This window comes from Sinomicrobium weinanense (genome assembly GCF_018863395.1).
Taxonomy (GTDB): Bacteria; Bacteroidota; Bacteroidia; order Flavobacteriales; family Flavobacteriaceae; genus Sinomicrobium; species Sinomicrobium weinanense.
The window spans coordinates 7421-31742 of record NZ_JAHKRR010000011.1 but is presented as its reverse complement, the minus strand read 5'-3'; the positions used below and the strand labels follow the sequence as shown (position 1 = coordinate 31742).

The window sequence follows — 24322 nt, the reverse complement described above, 5'->3', positions numbered from 1 at the left end:
TTACCCGAATAGAATTTCTCCGGTCATTCCTCCAGGCTCATCATCAGCTCTTCCCATTCGGCAGTAAGGTTGGCGAGCTCGCTTTTTTTGCTTTCATAGGTTTTAAAAAAAGAGGTATCCCCGGACAAGGTATCGTAATCTGCTACCAGCCTGGCATCTGTTTCCTTTATTTCTTTTTCCAGTTGAGTGATCCGGGATTCTACCTTGCTCAATCTGTTTTTCAGGGATTTCTGCTTTTTTTGCTCTTCGTAGGAGAGTTTTGCTTCCTTTGGTTTTTCCTCCTCTTTCTCTTTCTTTTCCACGGTAGCTTTCTCTACGGCGCGAAAATCGGTTACGTCCCGCTGTTCGAGGAAGAAGTTGATATCTCCCAGATATTCTTTGATCTTCCTGTCCTTGAATTCATAAACTTTATCGGTGAGCCCCTGCAGAAAATCCCGGTCGTGCGATACAAGCAGTAAGGTCCCTTCAAAATTCTGCAAGGCCTGTTTCAGCACGTTCTTCGACCTGATGTCAAGGTGATTGGTAGGTTCGTCCATGACCAGCACATTAAACGGGTCTAACAGCATTTTACAAAGGGCCAGGCGGTTGCGCTCTCCTCCGGACAGCACCTTTATCTTCTTATCAGCATCGTCACCGCGGAACAGGAAGGCGCCGAGCATATCCCGTACCTTACTGCGGTTGGAATCGTTGGCGGCATCTTCCATAAGCTGAAGTACGGTCTTTTCACCGTCCAGGTATTCGGCCTGGTTCTGTGCAAAGTAACCCAGCTGTACGTTGTGCCCCAGCTTTACATGGCCTTTGTGGGCTATTTCACCTATGATGATCTTGGCCAGGGTGGTCTTTCCCTGCCCGTTCTGGCCCACAAAAGCTATTTTGCTTCCGCGCTCTACCATAAGGCCCACATTCTTCAACACTTCCTTCGCGCCATAGTTCTTGCTCACCTCTTCCGCTTCTATCACCACCTTACCGGGCTGTACAGATACCGGGAACCTTACGTTCATGACACTGTTGTCTTCTTCATCCACTTCCACCCTTTCTATCTTATCGAGTTTTTTGATAAGGGATTGTGCCATCGATGCTTTTGAGGCTTTGGCCCGGAATTTTTCGATCAGCTTTTCGGTTTGCTGTATCTGTTTTTCCTGGTTCTTTTTGGTATTGAGCTGCTGCTCCCTGATCTCTGCCCGCAGGATGAGATATTCGGAATAAGGCTTGTTGTAGTCGTATATCTTGCCAAAGGATATTTCTATGGTCCTGTTGGTTACATTGTCCAGGAACATCTTATCGTGAGATACGATGACCACCGCCCCTGTATAGCGCTGTAAAAACTGTTCGAGCCATATAATGGACTCGATGTCCAGGTGGTTGGTAGGCTCATCGAGGAGGAGCACATCATTGCTTTGCAACAACAGCTTGGCCAGCTCGATACGCATTCGCCATCCGCCGGAAAAGGTATCGGTGAGCTTGTCGAAATCCTCTCTTTTAAAGCCCAGGCCCTGAAGCACTTTTTCAGTCTCTCCCTGGTAATTGTAGCCTCCGAGTATTTCATACCGGTGGGTAATATCGCTCAGATCTACCATAAGCTGATGATAGGCTTCGCTTTCGTAGTCTGTCCTTTCGGCGAGTTCACGGTTTATTTCATCCAGCCGTATTTCCAGTGTTTTTATTTCTTCAAAAGCCTGGTAGGCCTCTTCGAGGACCGTCCTGCCCTGTATAAAATCGATGTCCTGTTTCAGGAAACCGATGCGCACGTCCTTGTCAGAAGCAATAACCCCGGTATCGGGGCTCATTTCTCCGGACAACAGCTTTAACATCGTGGATTTTCCCGCACCGTTCTTCCCGATAAGCCCCACCCTGTCACCAGGGCTCAGACGAAAAGATACTTCTTCAAACAGAAATTCTCCTCCGAAGGAAACAGATAAATTGTGAATGTTAAGCATTGTTTCTGGTTTCTGGTTTTAGCCCCTGAGCAGAGTCGAAGGGCAGGTTTCAAGTTTCAGGTTCAAGGACGACCTAATCGAAGGGAATCAGCTATCTCATTATCGAATTAGCACATTTCATCATCACCCCATCACCTTGCCCCCCATCTCCTTGTCGCCTCTAATCCGGTGCAAATAAACGTATTTTTTTCGGGCTGGGGAAGTTTAGTGTGCTCACAACGTTACATTGCCCTATATTTAGTAATTTTGCGGACAAATCGGAATTTCAATTTTCATCGTATGTTAAAAAAAGGAAACCGGCTATACAGTATTTTAACAGGAAGCTGCCCCAGGTGTCATGAGGAGAGTATGTATACTTCTAAAAATCTTTACGATCCGCGCAAGACACTGAAAATGAACGAGACCTGTTCTCATTGCGGCACGAGATACAAGATAGAGCCTTCTTTCTTTTACGGAGCCATGTATGTAAGCTATGGGGTGGGGACGGCTTTTGCGGTAGCGGCATTTGTTATTTCCTTTCTCTTTATCGGCACGGGCCTGAAAACGGCTTTCTTTGCCATTATGGGCACACTCATTGTATTTATGCCCGTTATTATGCGGGTTTCCCGGAATATCTGGATCAATTTCTTTATCAAATACCAACCGGATGCGGAAAAACGCGGAAAAAAGGCCAGCATCTCCTGAGAGACCATCTGCCGTTTCCTTCATAATATTACACATACTCATTTCCCGGACCATACTGTAAAACCGGAAAAAACCACAGTTTCCACAGGTTATTATGCTGTGAATATCTCGTTTTTTTGATATCTTGCCTTAAATTCAACCTGTTATGAAAACTTTACTCCCCCTCTTTATCTTTTTTTGCATTACCACTGCAGCACAGCAATCCACCTCCATCCCCTCGTATTACAAAACGGACAATGCACTTTCGGAAAAGCTGAATACCATAGCCGGGGAACTGGAGCTCGACAGAAATTTTTCCGTAGGTGAGGACGGCACGGAACAGATATCGCTGGCAGTCATACAATTAAAGGAAAGTGAACAACCCCGGATAGGTGGTGTTCATATGGAAAATTTCATATATCCGGCTTCGGTATATAAAATGTATGTCGCTGCTGAAGTGCTCCGGCAGGTTTCCGAGGGGAAATACGCCCTGGATTCCCTCTATGTCGTCCGCTCGCCCAATGACGTGGATACGGCCAGGGAAGTACTTTCCGATCCGAGGCCATTGCTGCATGACGGGGATACGGTAACCGTAAATTACCTGCTGGACCTGATGATCTCCCGCAGCGATAATTCAGCGGCCAATTGCCTTATAGACCTGGCGCGGCGAAAAAATATCAATGCCCTGATGCACCAGTATCACTGGCAGGGAAGCGAAGTGACCCGGAAATTTCTGAAACGGGAGTTTGAAGATCCGGGCTACAAAGACATCCGGGGCACGGAAACCAGCGCCCTGCACGCTGCGGACTTCTTCTACCGAATAGCCACAGACCGCCTGGTCAATCCGTGGGTGAGCATGCAGCTAAAAACACTCCTGGGAAGACAACTGGACAACACCAAATTATCGCAGGGCCTACCCCATAATACCATGTTCTATCACAAAACGGGATGGTGGTCTTACTGGACCCATGATGCAGGTATTGTAAAAGACGGAAAAGTACATTACATCCTCGCCTGCTTTTTACCGTTAAAGGAAGAACAGGCCCTCCCCAAATTCCGCCTGCTTGCGGAAAAGGTCGATGCATTGATGCGAAAAGATTGAAGGAGACTGATTCCACATACGGATGTGATCGTGTTCCTGTCAATTAATTTTCTTTAAACCGCGACCGGAACCTGTAAATATCGATCTCTTTGGCCAACGGGACCCCTTCTTCTATAAAGCCGTATAGCTGCCCGGCCACATAAGGGCCTGTAAGGGTTCCTCTCGTCCCCAACCCATTGAGGATATACATATGATCATACAAGGGATGCTTTCCTACCAGGGGCCTGCGGTCGGCTACCGTGGGACGGATGCCGGCTTCCTGGTCTGTCACCTCATAATCACAACGGATAAGCGGTCTTAATTTTGCCAGCAGCTCTTCCCTGCCGTGAGAAGTCGTTTCATTGGTCTTGTCCTTCCAGTTATAAGTGGCACCCACTTTGTAATGGTCTCCTCCCAATGGGATAAGGAATACAGACGATTTTATTATGGCCTGCAGTTTTAGTTCCGGGGCTTTAATGGTAAGCAGTTCTCCCTTTGCCCCACGGAGTGGCAGGGTATTGAAAAAGGGGTTGGACATCATGCCAAATCCTTCGGCAAAAACAATATGCCGGGCCTTTATATCCTGATACTGCACTCCGTCTTCCGTAAAAGTCAGGGCTTCATAATAGAGGTGTTCCTTTCGCAGCCGGTGCTGTGCCAGGAGGGTACCGGTATATTTTTCCCGGAGTTCCCTCACTGCGATCCTTCCGGTGTGCCACACTTCCCCGAAACCATGGGGAGCATCGACAGCAGGGTTGGTATTCTGGATGATACGGGGGGAAAGAAAGGAGGACAGCGCAGGTTTGTCGGCTGCTTCAAACCAAAGGTTCTGTTCTTCGATGGAAGCGAATTTCCGGTACACTGGCATAGTGTGCACCAGGTCACAGGACAGTGCGGTTTCCAGTTTTCTATAAAAGGGAACGGCGATCTTCAATTGTTCTTCCGATCTCCAGGCTGCGGTAAACCGCTTCAGCACCACGGGATTGTACACCCCTCCCGCCACGGACGAAGACTGCTGGGAATCCCCGTCAAAAACCACAAAATCCTTTTGATTTTCCCTGAGCTGCTCGCAGAAAGCTATACCGGCCAGGCCGAGCCCTACGACTATATAATCTGTTACCATAACACAAAAATATAAAACGCCCGAACAGTACGGGCGTTTTAGAGGGAATTTCGGATATTGATATCCGGGTATTATGAATGAGGGTAAGGTTTATTCGTTTTTCCAGACATCCTGTTCGAAATTACGTATTTCTTCCCGGATGCGTTTGGCTTCCATAAGCTGCATCATGGCATTGTCGGGGATATAATCGCGAACCTCCCGGTCTCCATACACATTGTCTTCTTTATATATAGTGGCATTGAACCTCCTGGCATTCAACAGGTGATCGAAGGAAATAGGCATCCCGGAATTGCCCACATTAAACGCCTTGGCATCGTGCAAAACCTGACGGGCACTCGGATACCAGACCCAAAAAAGCTCCACCAGGTTAGAACCGTCGTCTATCCCTTCATCCATAAAATTGACATCCGGAGCTACGGGAGCAATACCGAGAATACGATATTTCAATTCTCCCTGACGCTTGTCAAAATACCACATCCCCTTGATACGGTATTCTACAATGTCTGCTGCCGAAAGGTCTCTTCGGTCGATATACATTTCAGACACCTGCTCTCCCGCATTCAATTGTTCAAGCCCGAGATCGGTTGTATCCACCAGAGACAATGTGCTCTCCAGCTCATTAAATTGTCTTTTTTCGGTAAAGTAAGAATCTGCATATATATCTTTTATTTTCCCGTTTTTGATATTGCTTACCAGAATTTCGTATAGGGATTGTCTTCCATAATGTGATCCCTGTCCGTCTATGGGATAATACAGGGGAAAGTTTACCCTTTCGTTCAGGTCGATAACTTCCCAGGTCATTTTAGACCAAAGGATATCCCTGTCTTCCACATAGCCGTACTCCAAAGGCACATCGGGGTCGGCCTTGGCCTGGGCTTCGGTCAGTTTCCCTATATCTTCGGGTTTTTTAGCATTGAGTATATTAGACTGTCCACTGACATTTGCCCAGGAAAACATCACCGCGACAGTTAACAAAACACCCTTCCAAAACATAATTTTAAGTTTTTTTAGTTTAGTACGGAAAAAAGCCCACTCCGTTAAATCTTTAACAATTCAAAATACAATGTATTGAAAATCAAAAGAATAAAAACAAAATAATTTCAATATTCCCTCTCAGACCTATCAAAAAAGCGATACGCCATTTACGAACATTAACTCTTTAAAAGAAATATTATTGTGTATAATATCCTTTTCTTTCAAAAAAATTTTCAGTTCGAAATATACGCTTTACAAAAATAATCTCAAAAAGAGATTTCAGGTTAATGCCCGGTGAATTCCGCTAATTCTTTACGGCCCAGCATCCTGTAATTAAAATTTTATTATATTGGCATTTCGAAATAGTGGATCACCTTTCGTAAAGTACAAACAGATAACCCCATAATGTTAAACCAAAACGATGTATCCATGAGTAAAAATTACCCCATTTTACTGGTTGACGACCATATTGTTATCCAATTTGCAATTGCCCGAATTATCGAGGACTTCCTACCTCATGCCAAGATCACTTCCATTGAGGATTTTTCACAGACGATAGACCTGCTCGAAAAGGAATATTTTGAGTTGATCATCCTGGACATTGATATCCCCAATGGCATAGGCACGGAGATGATCAGTGTTATACGTTCGGTATGTCCGGACGTAAAAATACTGATGTTCTCTGCCCTGAGTGAAAAAAGGTATGCTATGCGTTTTATCCAGGCAGGGGCCAACGGCTACCTGCACAAACACAGTTCTAAAGAAGAAATAGAGGAAGCTATCACTGAGGTCATCAATGGCGATACGTATATCAGCAGGACGGTGACCAAGCATTTTCTGCACGAGTCCTCATTACAGCACGGAATGCCTTTGAAAAATCCACTGAACAGCCTTTCCAACCGGGAACTGGAAATTGCCAGGCTTATGGCCAAAGGCAACGGCAACCTGGAGATCGTAAACATCCTGGACCTCAAGAAATCTACGGTGAGTACGCATAAAATGCGGATATTCAAAAAACTGGATATCAGTAATGTCACCGAGCTTATTGAAATCTTTAACCATTACGACACTCCGGTTTTTGCCTTTTGAGCCGGTATTCGGCGGTCGGTAATCGGTATTCGGTAATCGGTAATCGGTGATCTGTTATTCCGCTTACTGTTTACCGATCACCGAATACCGATTACCTCCCTACCCGTGGCGCATTTTGCAGCGATTAACGCTCTTAATGCGCCACGTTTATATTGAAGGGGACAGTTTGCCCCACAATCCCCTCATTTCGTCTGCAATAATTTCCTATACAGCATTAGAATTAGTTCTACAACAAGGCCGAACAAATACTATATGCCTCGAGCACAAAAATATACCGCTACTACATATTTTTGGAGGTATAAGGATCCATGCCTTGTTTTATAGCACGGAAAAAAGGTTCTCATTACATAAAACCGCTCTACCTGGTTCGTTTACTGCCGGTTTTCCGATTGCCGGAATGGCACCGGCATTGCGGATACGGCCAGGCAGACAACCCTGTTTTTGGTCAACAAAGTGGTTTGAGACCTTTTTACGGAGCCATGGACAATTTGTGAGTATCTAAAAATTCTCTTAATCATGAAATATAATACAATCGAAACAACTAAAGAAAGCAGTCCCGCCATCACCCTGAAAAGGGATTGCGCCGTAGACGTAACACTTCTGTTAAAGAAGTTAAAGAACCACCTGGGCATACAGACCAACATCGAGTTGTCCAGGGTACTGGATGTTAAGCCCAATACCATTTCTACATGGAAGAGGAGGAACAGCCTGGATTACGAACTCATCATTTCCATATGCAACATGCTGGATATTGACCTGAATGCACTGTTTTCCACAGCATATACCCGGAACAGATCGGTTCAAAGCATCCTGGCTGTACCGATAGAGGCACAATATCAGTATGTCTCCAATTATCACAAGGAAGAATTCCTGGATAAAATGCCCAAATGTTCGCTTCCTTTTTCTTTTTCCTCCCCCGATACGAGAGCTTTTCAGATGGCGGGCATATCCATGTCGCCCACGCTTAAGGAAGGGGCTTATGTCATCGGCGAAAAGATCAGTGACCGTGAAAAGATCGAAGACAACACCATATGTGTCCTTATCAGCAAGCTCCGGGGAATCCATATCAACAGGGTAACGAAAGACCCGAACAACCCTTATATACTCAATCTGTTAAACGACAATGAAAATTTTTCCAACAATATTGTTATGCCCATCGAAGAGGTTGCGGAGGCATGGGGCGTAACCAGCACCCTGGCCCTGGACAACATAAAGCGAGACCATTAATATATTGTGACCCCAAAGACCGAAAATTTGCCCCAGAATGGAAGTAAAAAGTTTAGTATCTGAACACGATAAGATCATAGAAGTATTCATAACCCGGCACTCTCAAAAAATCTACAATTTCATTTTTTCCAAGGTACTCGATAAGGACATCACGGAAGACATCTTCCAGGACACCTTTATCAAGGTAGTAAAGACACTGAAAAAAGGGCATTACAGCGAGGAAGGCAAGTTCCTGTCGTGGGTGATGCGTATTGCGCACAACCTGGTCATAGACCATTTCAGGCAGAATCAGAAAAAGCGTATTTTCCGATATTTCGAAGACTTCAACCTTATATCCGGGATAGAGGATGCTTCGCTCGATGCGGAAAAATACCTCATCAAGCAGCAGACGGAAACCCGTGTAAAAAAACTGATCAAAGAACTTCCGCCGGACCAGCAGGATGTGATCATCATGCGGATATACAGGGATATGACCTTTAAGGAAATATCGGAAGAGATGGGGGTGAACATCAACACTTCGCTCGGACGCATGCGATATGCCCTGACCAATCTCCGCAAGATCGCCAAACGAAACAATATTTCCATATAACCAAACCACATCGAATATGCCTTATATCGAAGAAGAAGACCTGGTAGCCCTGCACAAGAAGATAGAACGGGAGCAGGAGAGCAACAAGAAGTTGCTGGACCAGATAAGCAGCAAGAACAACAGTTATGACAAAAGTGTAAAGATGAAGAATACGGCCTGGGGGATCACTTCGGCCCTCTGCCTGGCCATCATCGGGTTTGCTTTCTACTTTAATTCCGAGCTTACGGCCATGGAAGCGTCTTACGCCTCCTGCTATGAAAAAAACTCGCTTTTGCTCAAGAGTGTCGACAGCACTTCCATATTAAAGGAGCGGGTCGCCAGCCTGGAAAGCGAGAACAAAGGCCTCCGCAAGGACCTGGATGAAGCCAGCACACTTCCGGTCCCGGACACCGTGTCCAGGGATTCTGTTTATACCGTGCAGATAAGGGCTTTTGAAACGGATCAGATCCCACTCCAGTCCAACACCAATTTTATTTATGCCCAGAACAACAATTTGTTCTATGCCTTCTGTATAGGCATATTCGACAATCCTGACGATGCCCGCACCCTGAAAAGGGAACTGACAGGCATGGGCTTTGACGATGCTTTTGTGGCCCTGTACAAGGATGGCAAGCGGAAAAAGATCATAGAAGACTAATCCTAGGCGAAGCCTGTACTAAGCCCTTCGGTAAATTCAGGATAAATTAAAGCCGAAGAGCTCGGGAACCTGTTATCGACATACAACAATTCGATCTTTAATATTTATCGTACAAAACAAGCATTTACAATTCGTATAGTGCTTGTTTTTTATGTATTAAGGCTCGGTGCAATCTTTGAACAGCTTATCACTGACAGCGTTTGAGGGGTACCGACATATTACCGGTCCCTTCATAAAAGGAAAACAACATGAAATACAAATCAATTTTAAATCTCACTGGAATGAAATGCATCTTTTTCGCCTGCATGGGTTTTCTATTCACCTTGCACTTATCTGCCCAGGTCAAAGAAACGACCTTTAGCTCGAAAAAGCTCGGGGAAGACCGGGAGATCGTGTACTATATTCCCGACGATTACGACGCGAAGAAAAAATATCCACTTATTGTGGTCCTGGATGCCGACTATCTCTTTGATGTGGTAACAGCGGCTTCCAGGTTTTTTAATTACAACGACGAAATGCCCGAAAGTATCGTCCTGGGGATCCGGCAGGAAGACAGCCGGCTCAGTGATTGCAATTATAACGATGATACGGGGTTTCCGAAAGGCAAAGGGAACAATTTTTTTGAGTTCATCGGAATGGAATTGCTTCCTTCCCTGGCAGAACAATACAACCTTGCTGACTTTAACATCATTGTCGGGCACGGGCTTACGGCCAATTTCATCAATTATTACCTGTTCAAGGACAAGCCCATATTTGATGCATACATCAATATAGAACCCGACTTTGCCCCTAATGTGGACGATTACCTTACCAGCAGGTTATCCACGCTTACAGCACCGAAATTCTATTGTCTCATCGCTGCAGATACCAACCGCGACCCGGACGATGCGGCGCGTATCGAAACGCTTCACCACGCCCTGGAAGCCATAGACAATGATTGGTTTCATTACCATTTCCGGGCTGTTAAGGATTCGGATACTTATACGGTGGCCACATATGCCATACCACGGTCGTTATATCATATTTTCAACCTTTATCAGCCCATTACTCCGCAGGAATATGCAAAAGATATACTGTCTTACGGGGACGGCCCGGTATACAATTACCTGGAAAACAAATACCGTTCGATCCGGGACACCTATCATGTAGACAAAAAAATACGGCTCAACGATATTATGGCCGTTTATTCGGCCTGCCTGGAAAAGGAGGACCTTACTTCCCTGGAAAGCCTGGCCGGGCTGGGAAAAAAGGAATTTCCCGACTCTATGCTGGGTTATTTCTTCGAAGCGGAATTTCACGAGAAGAGCGGCAATACCAAAAAGGCCATGCGGGTCTACGAAAAGGCCTTCCTGATGGGAGAGATCGATTTCCTGACCAAAGACATGATCCAGGAAAGGATCTTTAACATTAAGCAGGATATGGGTTGGTAATGCCCTTAAAAGTATTCCTTTTGCTGTATTGTAGAAGCCACAACATATTTGTTGCAGCTAAGGGATACCGAAAAAGTAAGTTTTACATCAATCTGCACCCTGTACTGAAATAGATCCGGTACAGGGTGCAGAGTTTGTAATGATAGTCTGATCGGGGGGATGGGATGCTGAAATCAGCATGACGAGGGATTGGACTTTTCAGGCCTGCTTCCTGGAATAGATCACAAGATCAGTCAATGTTACATTCTTCGAGTTTCTTCTCCATTCTTTCCATCACTTCCCGGAATTTGTGTTTATAAAATTCCCGGGTTTCTTCGAGGCTTTCTTCTTCGAGCACTTCATCGCCTCTTTTGTATGCTTCTGTTATGGCAAATTCTTTCTCACAGTTAAAGGCACTGATCAGCTCCATCGCAGCGCTTTCCATCTTGTAGAGCCCTATTTCGGCCTTTACCTTCAGCGCTTTCTGAGCTTCCAGCTCCTGTTGCCGGGCTGCTGCCAGTTGCTGTTCTATACGGCGCTGTTCTTCGAGCTGTCTTTCCAGTTTCTTCTGTTTGGCTATCAGGGCTTCCTGTTCTTTTTTCAGCGCCTGCTGTTTTTCGGCAAGGGTTACCGGATTTTCTCCTGTCATTTTCTTATCGTTATAGTCGCTTTCCTTTTCCTCCTCCGGTACGGATGCGGGAACAGGGTCGGTATCTGCAGCACATACGTCCAGGGCTGTCATGGTTTCACTGAGATATTCCCGGGCCTTTTTGACGTAAAAACGGCCCGTATCCCAGTCATCTGGATCAATGGCCCTTTCCAGGTTTTCCCGGACATCGTACATAATGTCATTGATCTTTGCGCAATCACAGCTCCCCATCTGCTCTTCTGCCTTTTCCAGAGACCTCAGGGCCCGTTTGGCATAATAGCGCTGGTGATCGAAATTATCGGCCTTGAGAGATCTTCCGCTATGGGAAAAAGCATAGGTCACCGATGAATAGAGGGTTATACAATCGGCAAAAGCAAAAACAGATGACATTAAGAAAAATATGCAGAAAATTTGTTTCATTTGGTTTTTTGGGTTTTTGGGTTTTTGTTTTTTTGGATGTTTGGTTACGCGGGTTACACCCCCCTGTGTCCCCCCTCAAGGGGGGAGCTTTATATCTTTTTGAAGAGAAATTCATCCCCCCTTGAGGGGGGACACAGGGGGGTTTCTCCCTTCAAGCCAAATCTATCCACTGATCTACCACCCCCCTGTTTTCAGCGTACATTTACACTCCCCTATCCCCTGAAAAATATCTAACCCCAGGGTAACCATATGAGTCCCACTGTTGTAGACCGAAATGGAATTGAGGGATACCTGGTAGGAATAAGCGGCATAAAAGTTACTTATCTTTATTCCGGCCATAGGCCCGATATTGAGAGGGTCCAGTATCTGGTCGTTGAGAAAGCGATAGGAGATACCGGCCCAGTAATAATCTTCAAAATCGTATTTCCTGAACTTGATGTTGAAATCTGTACTGGAACGTCCGTCATTTTCGAAGATCTGGAAGTAAACAGAGGGCTCTATTTCAAAATCACTCCGTTTGTTTTTGCGGAACCGATAGCCTGCATACACGAAATAGTTTCGCAGTATATTGGGCTCGGTCACGGCAAAATTGTCGATACGTTTGTTCAGGATATTGGCGGCATTGAGGCTGATATAGAACCTCCTGTACCGATAGAGCACTCCCACATCGAAATTGTGGTTGTTTACCAGCCTGTTGTCGGTTATTCCCGGATCGCCGGGATCTAACTCGGAAACATCTATCCTAAACTGGTTAAAATTGTATGAAAGCCCGAAAGAGAGAAAATTATTTTCATAGGGATCGATGGTAAGGTGGTGGGCATAGGACAACCTGCCCCCGTATTGCCCGGTATAGCCGTTTTTGTCGTTAAATGCCACGATCCCTACTCCGGAGCGCAGCCCCAGGCGCACATCCCCGGCAAGGGACTGTGTGTTGGGTGAGTCTTTTATACCTACCCACTGGGTTACGCCGTTGGCCCGTATGCGGATATACTCGCCAATACCTGCATAAGTGGGGGATATTACAAATTCGCTATCCGCCAGGTATTGGGTATATACCGGCAGGGCCAGTTCCTGGGCATCGATTTTTACCATAAAAAGAATAGCCAGTATGCATAGATTTTTTTTCATCAGACCTGTTTGTTTGAATCCGAGTTTTTACATTTTTTTAAGCCGGCCCGCCTCCTGGTCCTGACCGGCCCTAAACTGCGTAAAAGGGCGGATCGGCGTTTCGGAGGCAGGCAGCTTTTCCTTGTTTTCCGGTTTACCTGTATAGCGTAAAGTGGCCTACAAACTCCCTGTCGTCATTCTCTCCGTTCAGCTTCAGGGTATACCAGTAATCTCCCGTTGGCAACAGGGTTCCATTGTAGATCCCGTCCCAGCCAATTCCCTGGGGCAATCTGGCCAGTTCCCTTCCGTAGCGATCGTATATAATGACCTTCATATCAGGATAACCTTCAGAATTGCGTATCCTCCAGGTATCGTCGTAGCCATCACCATTGGGAGTAAACACATTCGGGATCTCTATGTCTATGAATTCCATACTTATGGAGGCGGTGGCCTTACAACCGTTGGCATCCACCACCGTTGCGGTATAAACAGCGGTGTGATTGATGTAATAGGTATTCTTTTCACCCAGGTTCACCCCGGCGATATAATATCTGTACCCTCCTGCTCCACCGGAAGCTATGGCCCTGATCTGGTTGAGATTGCTTACCTCTAACCTCAGTCGTAACGGTCGTATATCTTCTATGATAAAGGATACCGGCCTGGTACAGCCATTGGCATGAATGACCTCTATGGTATGGTGGCCGGGAGCAAGGTCGGTAAAGGTATTGTCCAGCTGACCGGGAGCACCGTCCAGTTTATAGAGTACGTCGTTCACAACGTCTTTATCCACACTTACGGTTACGCTATTCGTGGAATATGAACCTTCACATCCGTAATTTATATCCACTTTTGGCTGAATGATCACCGGAACGCTGAATTTCACAGATGTGACATACTCACATCCTTTGGCATCCCTTACATAGACAATATGGGTTCTGCCTCCGGACAAGCCGGTATACAGGAAACGGTCGTTCACAAAATTGTTTCTGTTATTCAGGCTGGTGGCATACGGAGGGGTACCTCCGGAAACGCTGATCTCTACGGAAGCATCGGCATCTCCTTCGCATATCTCTTCGTTCCTGCTCACCACCTGCACCCTGATGGGTTGTGCGGGTTCTCCGATCTCCACTTCTGTGGTTACCGTACAGCGGGCTTCATCGCGAGCCACGATCGTATAGGTGCCTGCGGGCAGCTCACGGAATACATTGGACGATTGATATTTGTCAATACCGAGAATAGCATATTCTATGGTCCCTACGCCCCCGGTGGCCCGGAGGGTAATGCTACCCGTTTCTTCTCCATGGCAATCCACATGGGTAACGCTTGTAACCTCTACGCTTTCCAGCGGCTCCCTTTCTTCGATCTCAAAATCCACATGCCTGGTGCATCCGTTAGTATGAACAACTTCTACGGTATGCGGGCCGGGAGTCAGGTTTGTAAAGGTATTCCCGGTACGGGGTATACCACCGTCCAGGGCATAGGTTACCCTGGTCACTTCTCCCGGATCGGCAATTTTGATGGTGGCCTCGTTATCGAAAGAACTATCTATACAATTGCCATAGATAATCTCTGCTGTCGGCGTTATGTCCACTCCTTCCGGTATGGATACGGAAGCATAAGTTTCGCAACCGTTGGCATCTTTTACGAAGACCACATAAGTTTCACCGCCGGCAAGGCCGTTGTATTCGAGCTTGCCTTCTTCATAGTTGTTCCTGTTGTTCAGGCTGGTAAAGTAAGGAGCTGTACCCCCGGAAATAACAGCTGTGACAGATGCATTTTCGTCTCCTTTACACGTTTCTTCGGTAAAGCTCAATATTACGTTAAGAGCATCGGGCTCCGTAATGGTCACGTTGATCTCTTCATAGCAACCTGCGGCATCCTGGGCAATTATAGTGTAATCTCCTGCGGAAAGTCCGTCGAACTCAGCTTTTTCATCGAACTGATCCAGATTGGGAGAAATGGCGTATTTGTAGGTTCCCGTTCCCCCGGAAGTAGTAAGGACTATTCTTCCATCATTACCGCCGTGGCAAAGCACATCGAATTTAGCGACCTCGATCTTCAGCGGTTCCGGCTGTGTTACGGATACCTGAACGGATGTTTGCCCGCAATCGCCACTGTCTACCTGAACATAATACAGTCCGGCAGCAAGTCCGCCGAATATCCCGGAAGTATTCTGACGTCCGGGAACGGGGTCCTGGTTTTCGTCGAGCAGGGTATAGACATAATCGCCCAGTCCCCCGGTAGCTGAAGCGCGTATAGTACCCGTGGCATCTCCGTTACAGTTTACGCTGGCTGCGGAAAGGTCGAGTTCTATTTCGATGTCCTCAACTTCGTTTATGGTAACCTCATTACTTTTTACGGGATCGCAATCACTGCCGTCCTTTACATAGAAAGCATAGGTTCCCGGGCCTACGGTAAAGGTGTTTTCGCTTTCATACGGTCCTGCGATATCCGCACTGTATGTATACGGGCCGCCTGTCCCCCCGGTGGCAGAGATCCGGATCACAGCATCCTTTTCACAGCTGATATTTTCCTGTATTTCCAGCGTGGCCACTATGGGGTCGGGGGCGGTTATGCTTATGGTTTCCGTAGTGAACGTACAGCCCCAGTTGTCCTCCACGGTTATGGAATAAGTACCGGCCCCGAGGCCGTCAAAGCCGGGCGTACTGTAAGTATCCGTAGTACTTTCCAGAGAACCGTCTGCCGCATAGCGGTTTAGCCTGTAAAGATAGTTCCCCGATCCGCCGGTGACATTTATCGCAGTTAAGGTGATATTGGTATCGCCTATACATTGCAGTTCCGTACCCGGATCGGCTACAATACCGGCATTGATATCTTCCGGTGGGTTGAGGGCTACCTCATCGAGTTCTACCATACATCCCCCGGCATCTTTTACCCATACCTGGTATACATTGGCCGTTAATCCCTTAAATTCCCGCTTATCTACAAAATCGTTCTCACCCGGTGCAGGAGCTGTTACGGGGGCTACATAACAGGTATGACCACCCCAGCCTCCGGAAGCCCGTATGTATATGGTACCGGTATCTCTTACACAGGTAATGGGCGTTACGATCACTTCGGTTTCATCCCTGATGTCGCCGCCTATGGGCTCTGCTATCTCAAAGGCCCTGGTTTGTGTACAGTTGGGAACATCTGCCTGTCTTATTTCTACATAGTATTTGCCTCCTCCCAGGTTGACCGGCGGAGTTGCCCCGTTTACCGTATTATGCGTTCCTGTACGTACGGAAGACCCGTCGGCCGCGCGGAACACTTCCCATTCGAATATTCCAGAATAGGAGCTGTCTGTCATCCCGAAAGTGACGCTGCCGCTTTCGGTGCCCGGACAAACTACATCGCTTAAAACTTCGACATGTATCTCAAACCCTTCCGGTTCGGGTACGGTATAGGTTACAGGAAGTATACATCCGGTATCTGTATGCCTTACCAGGAAAACATAAGAACCGGGGGCCAGATCATCTATTGTGGTACCGTAGGGCTGCCAGTCGTTGGTTCCGGGGTCACCGTCGCCATTGTCGAGGCTCCACCGTATTTTATTGGTATTCCCGGTGGTGGTATTGACCCTTACGGAGGCTGTGGCCCCGGTTTCGCAGGTGGCATCGGTAGCTGTTACCGTGGCATCTATCAGGGTATCGAAAGGTTGAATGATGGCTGTGGCCGTTCCTACACATCCTTCATCGTCGTATACATTAATGGTGAAACTGCCCCCGCTGTGACCGGTCCAGATCAATTGAGATGAGGATCCGGACTGTACGATGTCTCCCGAAGCGTCTTCTATAAATTCATAGGTCACATAGGTGCCCGTACCTCCGGTGATCTGTGTTACATCTATGATCACGGAGGCTTCGTCCGGACTGTTCCCGGACGTACAGCCAAATTCGGTGACGCTTACGGCCGCAGGCGGGATAATGATGGCATCCGGTTGTTCAATGATCACATTGGTAATGGCGGTGGTACATTCATTGGTCCCGGTAGCGGTAACGGTATAGCTTCCCGGCGGAAGGTTTTCAAACCCGTTACCGTCGTCCATAAGCACTGCTCCGGCAGGCATGGGGTTGAGGGTGTAAGTAAGCGGATTGATTCCGTTGTCCACGGCCACTATCCGTATCATTCCATCTTCGGCCTGGTTACAGCTAACATCTGTGGGACTTACCGTAAAGTCGGGTTTTACAGGCTCGGTTACGGTGATCGTGCTTTTCACTTCACATTCGCCCGAAGTCCATACAGGGTCTCCGTTCTTCACATCATAGACCGTGACTTCATAGTCCCCGGTCCCGGCTACGGTAAATGTAAAGGGGTTACTGGTGAGCGGTGCCCTCGGGATGGTAGCATTGCCGGTCACTTCATATTCGTAGCTACCGGAACCTCCGGAAGCAGTGATCGTAATTTCGGCATCCGGTGCGGCAGAACAATCCAGGTGATCGGTGAGCTTAACGACCGCTTCGAACAACGGGTATATTTCCACCGTGACGGGTCCGGCCGTACAGCCGTTGTCGTCAATAATCATGACTTCATACGTCCCCGGGGCCACATTGCCGAACATACCTCCGTTCTCTTCATAGCTGTTTCCTCCGTCCAGGGAGTATTTATAGTCTCCAGAACCACCGGAAGCGATGACTTCCAGGGAGAAAGGGGCTTTACAGTTATTCGTTACAATCGTTGTTATCTCAGGGGCCGGTGAAATACCCACCACCTCGGTTCCGAGTTCAGCGGAACAGCCATACTGATCCTCTACGGCTATGGTGACTTCTACGGGCAGAGAAGGGTCAACGACCTTATCGTAAGGTATTTTTACCGGGTTTTCCGTGCTTACGATGTCTTCGGTAAGGTTGGTTCCTGAAATGGTATAGGTATAGCCTCCCCATCCGCCGGTAGTCCCGATTATCCGTACAAAGCCGGGGGCATTACAGGCAATGGGCTCGCTCTCCGTACCCGAGATGGTGATGGGGCGGGCTTCCTGGATGAGCACATTCTCACTCGCTCCGTAACAGGCGTCACTTCCGCCCGCATCTACTTCGGTCACTACCAGGTAGTACTCTCCGGGGGCCAGGCCTGCCACATTTACTTCCATGGGAGGATTATATGTTATGGCCCCACCACTGTTCTGTACCGGATTGTCATTGATATCGAACAATTCCCAGCGTAACCGATCTTCATGTACACCGTCTTCGTCTTCTATGGTAAATGTAATTTCTCCGTTTTCCTCCCCGTAACATGCCGGGATCCGCTCAAAGGTCACTTTGGTATCTATAATATCGAATTCGTCGTAGATATCCACATCATTCATTCTGACACAGCCAGTGTCGTCCCTTACATAAAAAGAGTAGGTCCTTCCGGGCATAAGCTGGGTAAACACGTGAGTATCGGGTGGGGTATTGGGTGTAACCCAGTCTCCCGGGGCCGGTGAACCCGTACCTTCTACCACAGCAAAGGTATACGGGGGTATTCCTTCAGAGCCTTTTACGGTAACCTGGAAATCACAGTCCACGGCCTCGGCTTTAGCATCTATGACCAGGCTTACCGGTGGGTACGGTACTTCAAAAGGCTCCTCAAAATCGATACGGCATACCTCATCGCCATTAGCATCTATGGTATGCATGGAGGGATAAAGCCTTGTTCCGGAAGGATAGCCTGTAAATTCGGGGTTTTGACTCCAGGTGGCTCCGTTATCCACGCTAAACTCCACAGTAAGGTCGGGGTAGGCCGGGTATGCGGTGAAGCGCACTCCGTATTCATCCGGATCGACCACATCACAATCTTCCGGCAAAATGGCTTCCAGATCGGCTGTAAGTTCGTCCGGTTCCGTAATTTTGACGGTATCTCCGTCCTTACATCCATACCTGTCTGTAACGGTAACCGTATATGTTCCTCCTTCAATATTGGTGAATCGTTTTGTGGTATTGGCAAAATTGGGAAGGGATGCTATGACATCACCGTTTTCATCCGTGATCTCTATGGTATACAGACCTTCTCCGGAATTTATGTTGACCGTGATGATCCCGGTTTCTCCAAAACACTGCGGGTCTTCGGGGATGATCTCTGTATCCAGGGACGGGGCCTGGTTTATGGTTACCGTTTCCAGGTATTCGCAATATCCATCGTCCCCGTTGTTGTCCCTGATATACACGTCGTAATCTCCTTCATTTCCGGGGGTGACCTGAAATGTACTGGCTGCCGAAAAGTCTCCGGGAGTCACCGGGCCTCCTGCGGGAATAAATGCATAGACATAATTCCCGTCGCCACCCGAAGGCTCGACGACTATGGTACCGGCAGCGCAATTGATATCGGTAGGGGTCACTGTTGCGGTCAGTTCTTCGTGTATCACCACTGTTTGCGGCTCTCCCTTACATCCGGCAGCATCTTTTACATCGATAATATAAGTGCCGGACGACAATTCTGTAAAATAATAGGAGTCGGCAGTAGGCGGATTCGGGGTTTCCCACGCGCCTCCGTTAATCCGGAACTGGTATTCTCCATTACCGGTGCCGACCTCCACTATGATCTGCCCCTGGTTGTCCCCTTCGTAGCAATTGCCAGGGGTAGCTGTGAATTCCAGTGCCACGGGAGCATCTATCTTTATCTCTGTATCTGCTTCGCAGGAATTGCTGTCTTTTACCCGGACCGTATAGGTGCCCGTAGTAAGGTCGTGAAATTCTGCGGAGGTTCCTTCTTCACTCCAGGTGGCCCCTCCGTCAATACTGAACCGGTAGGGAGGCACGCCTCCTTCGCCCTGTACCGTGATCCCCGCTCCTGCATTACAGGTGGCCTCTTCAGTGACTTTGGCGGTGACCGTCACGGCTTCCGGAACGGCTACACTTTTTGTAAAATCCAGTTCACATTCTCCCTCGGCATAACGTACCCACAAGGTCACTTCATTGGTGGCCGTGTCTACGGGGGCGGTAACAGACATCGGGGATGTAGTGCTGGTCTCCCAGGTGGCTCCGTTATCTACACTATATTGATAGCCTGTATCTGTATTGTAATTCTCTACTGAAAAGGTGATGGTCGTCTCGGCATCGTCATAGCAAAAGGCATCGGCCACACCGGTTACCCTGGCCCGGAAAGCCTTCCCGTCTTCTATGTTTATGGGAATGTCTACCGTACCGGGGCATTGTTTGGGCACCTGATAAACTACAATATCGTCCAGTGCCATGTCATTACCACTGATCACCGCTGAATTGGTTCGTATAACGATATCCAGTTCCGTATTATTCCCGGGGTTTAACGGAATTTCAAAATTATGCCAGCCATTATCCCGGGGAATATCGGTAGTGGCATGCTCGGCTACGACATTGTCACCAGCATCCACAAGCTGTATAACCAGGTTGGGATCGCCAAGTGTTGAACCTGTGCCCGCTCTCAGCAGGTTAAGGCCCCAAAGGGAAACTACCACATCTCTCCCGGGAATAATATCCCGGGCTTTCCTCCTGTAGACCACTCCGCCTACGCCTACGGCATCTCCCACATTGACCACCAGCATACGGCCATCGGCATCGCCTGTGTGATCGGAGGGTGTAAGCCAGGTGCTGAACGGGTTTTCTATCTGGCCGGTCACGGCATATTCTCCGTCATTGATAGCAGGATCTGAATTGGTAGGGCAGTTATTTGCCAAACCTGTCTGCGGTTCAAAACAATAGGCGTCGCTCATATACGGTGTGGTCACCGTTGCTCCCGCGCCAAAAGTCTCTACCATGAGCGTGCTGGGCGGGGGTGGGATCTGAGAAACATAATTTACGGTAATAATGTGGTCGCCCGGAGCAATTCCGGTAAATATATTGGAAGTACTATCAGGGACATTGACCACTCCGTCGATGGCATACCAATACTGATAGTCCGGATTCTGGTTTTCCAGGTTTACGGTAGCTTCGGCAAGGCCTTCACAATTATAATCTCCAATATCCACAGTTGCCGTGGGTGGCGTAAGTGGCCCGGGTACGGTCACTTTCATAGTATAAACACATCCGTTGGCATCCCGGATATAGATATTGTGGTCTCCGGGTGGCAGATGACCGGTATTGTCACCGTTATAATCAGTTCCCCCGTCAAAACTGTATTCGTAGGGCGGTGTTCCGCCTTCGGCATTCACTACCCTGATCTGCCCGCCTTCCTCGGCATCGCATTCTACGGTTTCGCTTACTCCGGAAGTGGCTGTGAGCGCACTGTCGGGCTGGGTAATGGTTATATTGTGAACCTCTCCTTCGCAGGTGTTGTTCCCTCTGGATTGTGTAATGGTAAGGGTATAGCTTCCGGGGGGCAGGTTTTCGAAATTATCGCCCACCCGGTAGGTTTCGGTAATGTCATTTCCGTTCCCGTCTTCCAGAAGGTAAGAAAAAGTGAAGCCGTTGGCCGGTGTATAATTTACGATGATCCTGCCGCTATTTTCGCCGAAACAGGAAATGTCTTCTTTTTTAACTTCATATTCCAGGGGCGGGTAGTTTTCCATGAGCACCGCATCCGAATAGCTTGGGCATTCATTGCCGTCCATCATAACAAACGTATACGATCCGCCTGCATCCACATCAAAGACCTGTGCCTTTTGATAGTCGTCCGGATATACGGGATTCTGAAGCGCCCCGTCTATGCTGTAAATGGCATACCAGTGTGGCGTACTTCCTCCGGAGGAATGTACCTGTATTTTTCCTGTGCTGTTACAGGCAATGTGTTGTTGCACTTCTGCCGTGAGTTCCAGCTTATCCAATCCGCCTACTTCTACTGTTTCTTCGTAAAAGCACCCGGCATCGTTCCGCACTTCGACCTTGTAGGTTCTCGGATCATTGACTTCCCCGTATACATAGCGGTTCTCATCGATAGCACCGGTGTTTACAAACTCGATATCCCCGTTTTGATTTGTGATCCGGTAATAATATTGCGGGCCGGCTTCTTCTACTTTTATATCGATGGTTCCCGGGCCGCAGGAACTAACGGGGTCGACCTCTATTTTGACCTTCATATCCCGCTGTTGTATGACCAGCTTATCCAGGCGGAACACACAGCCGTCTTCCACCCCTGTTTGCCTGATCTCAACTTCGTATATTCCGGGCTCTTCCACGTCCAGGCTGTTATTGCCATCCGTCCAGGGTTCTACTTCGGCCCCGTCTTTCAGCCAGCGGTATTCATAGCCGGCAGGAACGTTATCTATGGTAATATTTCCCGGGTTTCCACAGATTATATCTTTCAGAACAGCCTGTGGGTCCAGGTCGTTCGTATACACATTGAAATAGAAGCGGGAAAAACAGCCTCCCTGGTAAAAGACTACCATCCGGTATTGTCCGCTCCCATGTGACCCTATTTCATACTGCGGTCCCGTGGCTACGGTATCCCATTTACAAGCCGAGTTTTTATTGGCACATACGGCATCCCGGTCTGCCGGGCCGCAAGTGGCGTTTTCATCGAGTTTTTCCCAAAGGATCTTTTCTACGTCCACTATTCCCGTATTGATCAACCTCCTGTCGCCGGCGCCGCAGAGGAAAAACTTGGGCAGGTCGCTACCGTCGTTGGTACAGGTTTCCACCACATCCGCTTCGGGGAGCAGGGGGTTGTCCTGTATGCCACCGTGCAGCACTACGTTTATTATTTCTTCCTGGTCCGGGCAGGTAGAGCCATCGGGCACTTCCTTGAAAACCTTGTAGGTACCGGGAGTATTCACTACAATACTTTGGGTACTTCCTACCTCGACCCCTTCACTGTTGGTCCAGGTATAGGTTTCAAAACCTGCTCCTGCGGTAAGGGTCAGTTCCCCTGCACAGAGCGTTTCTTCCCTTTCGAAAGTACAGGTGGCTGTATTGGCCAGGATATTGACAGGGACCTGCTCACCCATATAACAATCGTCCACTCCGCCAAGGCTGGGATCATCGGTAATGACCTCGCCACTGTCTTCCCCCGTATAGGTTGCAAAAGCCTGGTTTTTTATGATATGGGAGCAGGCGGCGTTAAAGTCGGAACAGTCTGTGGAAACACTCACCTGAATATCTATCCAGCCCTTCGGGTTTCCGGCTTTTACTTTCTCGTCTTCAACATTGAAAACCACCTCTCCTTTTTCCTCGTCATAAGTCCAGTTTACCCCGTCACTGGCATCAATGACTACATCGGCTCGTGCATTTACGGGCAGCAGGTCGCGGATTGTAAGATCCCGGGCGTTGTCGTTTCCTATGTTCTCAAATTCTATATGGTATATTATGGTACCGCCGAGCTCGACCTCCTGGTCGGAAATGTCATTCCCCATTTCGTCCCGGATATATTTTACCAGCCGGATATTGGGCATCACCACCTCGGCGCTGAAAGCACTGAAAAACGGATAATAGGCATCCTGCGAGGTATTGAAACGCATGGTGGCCTGCGTTTCATTATTGTCCATCATATCGGTGATATCAACAATGGTCGCATCATATCCCAGGGTGTTGCTACTGTTGGGCACTCTGTCCCGGAACTCCGCATCGTTTACCGATATTCTGCCATTAAAAAAATTGTTGGCCGGATTGAGATTGTCATCTATATATTGAAAATTACCATTGCTCCCGGCATCTAACTGAAAATTGTCGTTGAGTAATCCTCGGTCCCCTTCCAGAGCGAGGGTCATCAGGTTGGCGCGTACCGGCCCTACGGGATTTGTCCGGAACCCGGAAACAGGAATATCCACCCTGGATTCCCCGTCCCTGGTAATCGCGGCAAACCCGTCGAACGAGGTAATGAACCTTGCCTGAAGGGCCAGGTCTTCATAGACAAAAAAGATGGTCCAGCCTGCCGAACCTCCGCCGAAATAATACTTGCTGCCCTGCCCTGCCCTGATATTGGCCAGTGTATATTCTCCCTCGGGATTGTCCAGGGCGGCAATATATTCGGTAATATCTGCATAACAGGCATAGGGGCTGTTGTCTTCGTCAAAGTCCGGGGAATTATAGCCGTCGTATATCACTTCTCCCGTGATGTCCATGTACCCTCCCGATCCCGGAAGGCGTAATTTAACCTGGTCTATGGCCTCCCTCGTATCGTCATGACGGGAATCGGACGGGTAAGTCCCTGCCCAATACAAGCCTGCATATACTATTTTATAACACCCTTCGCTGTCCGGTATGGTCAGCGAGGCGCGACTGGAACTAAAAGTATTATCGTCATTATCCACATCGATATACTGCATGTTCATGTCATCGTTGTTACCGGCCCTATTGTATGGATCATTCGGACCATTCCACCCTTCGCTCCTGTTGAGGATACTATTGGAGATCATGGTCATATTTCCCCTTACCCTGTTTTCGTACCGGACCTCAAAGGGTTTTAAGAATTGCCCGTAGGTTAAGGACATTCCGGCAAACAGCACATACACTACAAGGACAAGCGACCTGAAAGCTGTACTATTTTTCATCATATAACTATTATTATATTATTTGAGTTTTTATCTGTT

At 48.0% G+C, this 24322-nt stretch carries 13 protein-coding genes; 7 read left to right on the top strand and 6 right to left on the bottom strand.

The window, feature by feature from the left end; genetic code table 11:
• Positions 1 to 23: 23 nt before the first annotated feature.
• Positions 24 to 1937, bottom strand: coding sequence for a ribosomal protection-like ABC-F family protein (gene abc-f / locus KN811_RS19515; protein ID WP_187963996.1), 1914 nt, complete (start codon positions 1935 to 1937; stop codon positions 24 to 26).
• 279 nt (positions 1938 to 2216) lie between these two features.
• Between abc-f and KN811_RS19510 the strand changes: the two genes are divergently transcribed.
• Positions 2217 to 2621, top strand: a complete 405-nt coding sequence (locus tag KN811_RS19510) for a DUF983 domain-containing protein (protein WP_187963995.1) — start codon at positions 2217 to 2219, stop codon at positions 2619 to 2621.
• 145 nt (positions 2622 to 2766) lie between these two features.
• Entirely contained in the window at positions 2767 to 3702 is a 936-nt protein-coding gene (locus tag KN811_RS19505; RefSeq protein WP_187963994.1) for a serine hydrolase, read from the top strand.
• A 43-nt stretch (positions 3703 to 3745) separates the two neighbouring features.
• Here KN811_RS19505 and KN811_RS19500 read toward each other — a convergent pair whose 3' ends face one another.
• Together KN811_RS19500 and porN are read right to left on the bottom strand one after the other, a co-directional pair.
• The gene (locus tag KN811_RS19500) at positions 3746 to 4804 is read right to left on the bottom strand and encodes an NAD(P)/FAD-dependent oxidoreductase (protein WP_187963993.1); all 1059 of its coding nucleotides are present in this window, start codon (positions 4802 to 4804) and stop codon (positions 3746 to 3748) included.
• Between the two features lie 90 nt (positions 4805 to 4894).
• On the bottom strand, positions 4895 to 5797 hold the full coding sequence (gene porN, locus KN811_RS19495) for a type IX secretion system ring subunit PorN/GldN (RefSeq protein WP_187963992.1): 903 nt from the start codon (positions 5795 to 5797) through the stop codon (positions 4895 to 4897).
• Positions 5798 to 6208: 411 nt separating this feature from the next.
• On the opposite strand from porN, the gene KN811_RS19490 reads away from it, so the two are divergent.
• The 5 genes from KN811_RS19490 to KN811_RS19470 all read left to right on the top strand — a co-directional run bounded on the left by KN811_RS19490 (position 6209) and on the right by KN811_RS19470 (position 10751).
• Positions 6209 to 6868: a response regulator gene (locus KN811_RS19490; RefSeq protein WP_187963991.1), complete on the top strand. Its 660-nt coding sequence runs from the start codon at positions 6209 to 6211 to the stop codon at positions 6866 to 6868.
• Between the two features lie 516 nt (positions 6869 to 7384).
• On the top strand, positions 7385 to 8095 hold the full coding sequence (locus tag KN811_RS19485) for a helix-turn-helix domain-containing protein (protein ID WP_187963990.1): 711 nt from the start codon (positions 7385 to 7387) through the stop codon (positions 8093 to 8095).
• Between the two features lie 37 nt (positions 8096 to 8132).
• Positions 8133 to 8684: an RNA polymerase sigma factor gene (locus KN811_RS19480; protein WP_187963989.1), complete on the top strand. Its 552-nt coding sequence runs from the start codon at positions 8133 to 8135 to the stop codon at positions 8682 to 8684.
• 16 nt (positions 8685 to 8700) lie between these two features.
• On the top strand, positions 8701 to 9321 hold the full coding sequence (locus KN811_RS19475; protein WP_187963988.1) for a hypothetical protein: 621 nt from the start codon (positions 8701 to 8703) through the stop codon (positions 9319 to 9321).
• Between the two features lie 281 nt (positions 9322 to 9602).
• Positions 9603 to 10751, top strand: a complete 1149-nt coding sequence (locus tag KN811_RS19470) for an alpha/beta hydrolase (RefSeq protein WP_216334968.1) — start codon at positions 9603 to 9605, stop codon at positions 10749 to 10751.
• Between the two features lie 229 nt (positions 10752 to 10980).
• Here KN811_RS19470 and KN811_RS19465 read toward each other — a convergent pair whose 3' ends face one another.
• From KN811_RS19465 to KN811_RS19455, 3 genes are all read right to left on the bottom strand, one after another.
• Entirely contained in the window at positions 10981 to 11799 is an 819-nt protein-coding gene (locus tag KN811_RS19465; RefSeq protein ID WP_187967444.1) for a hypothetical protein, read from the bottom strand.
• A 174-nt stretch (positions 11800 to 11973) separates the two neighbouring features.
• Positions 11974 to 12927, bottom strand: coding sequence for a PorP/SprF family type IX secretion system membrane protein (locus KN811_RS19460; RefSeq protein WP_187967443.1), 954 nt, complete (start codon positions 12925 to 12927; stop codon positions 11974 to 11976).
• Positions 12928 to 13060: 133 nt separating this feature from the next.
• A complete protein-coding gene (locus tag KN811_RS19455; protein ID WP_187967442.1) occupies positions 13061 to 24286 on the bottom strand; it encodes a T9SS type B sorting domain-containing protein in 11226 nt (3741 codons plus the stop codon).
• Between the last annotated feature and the right edge of the window lie 36 nt (positions 24287 to 24322).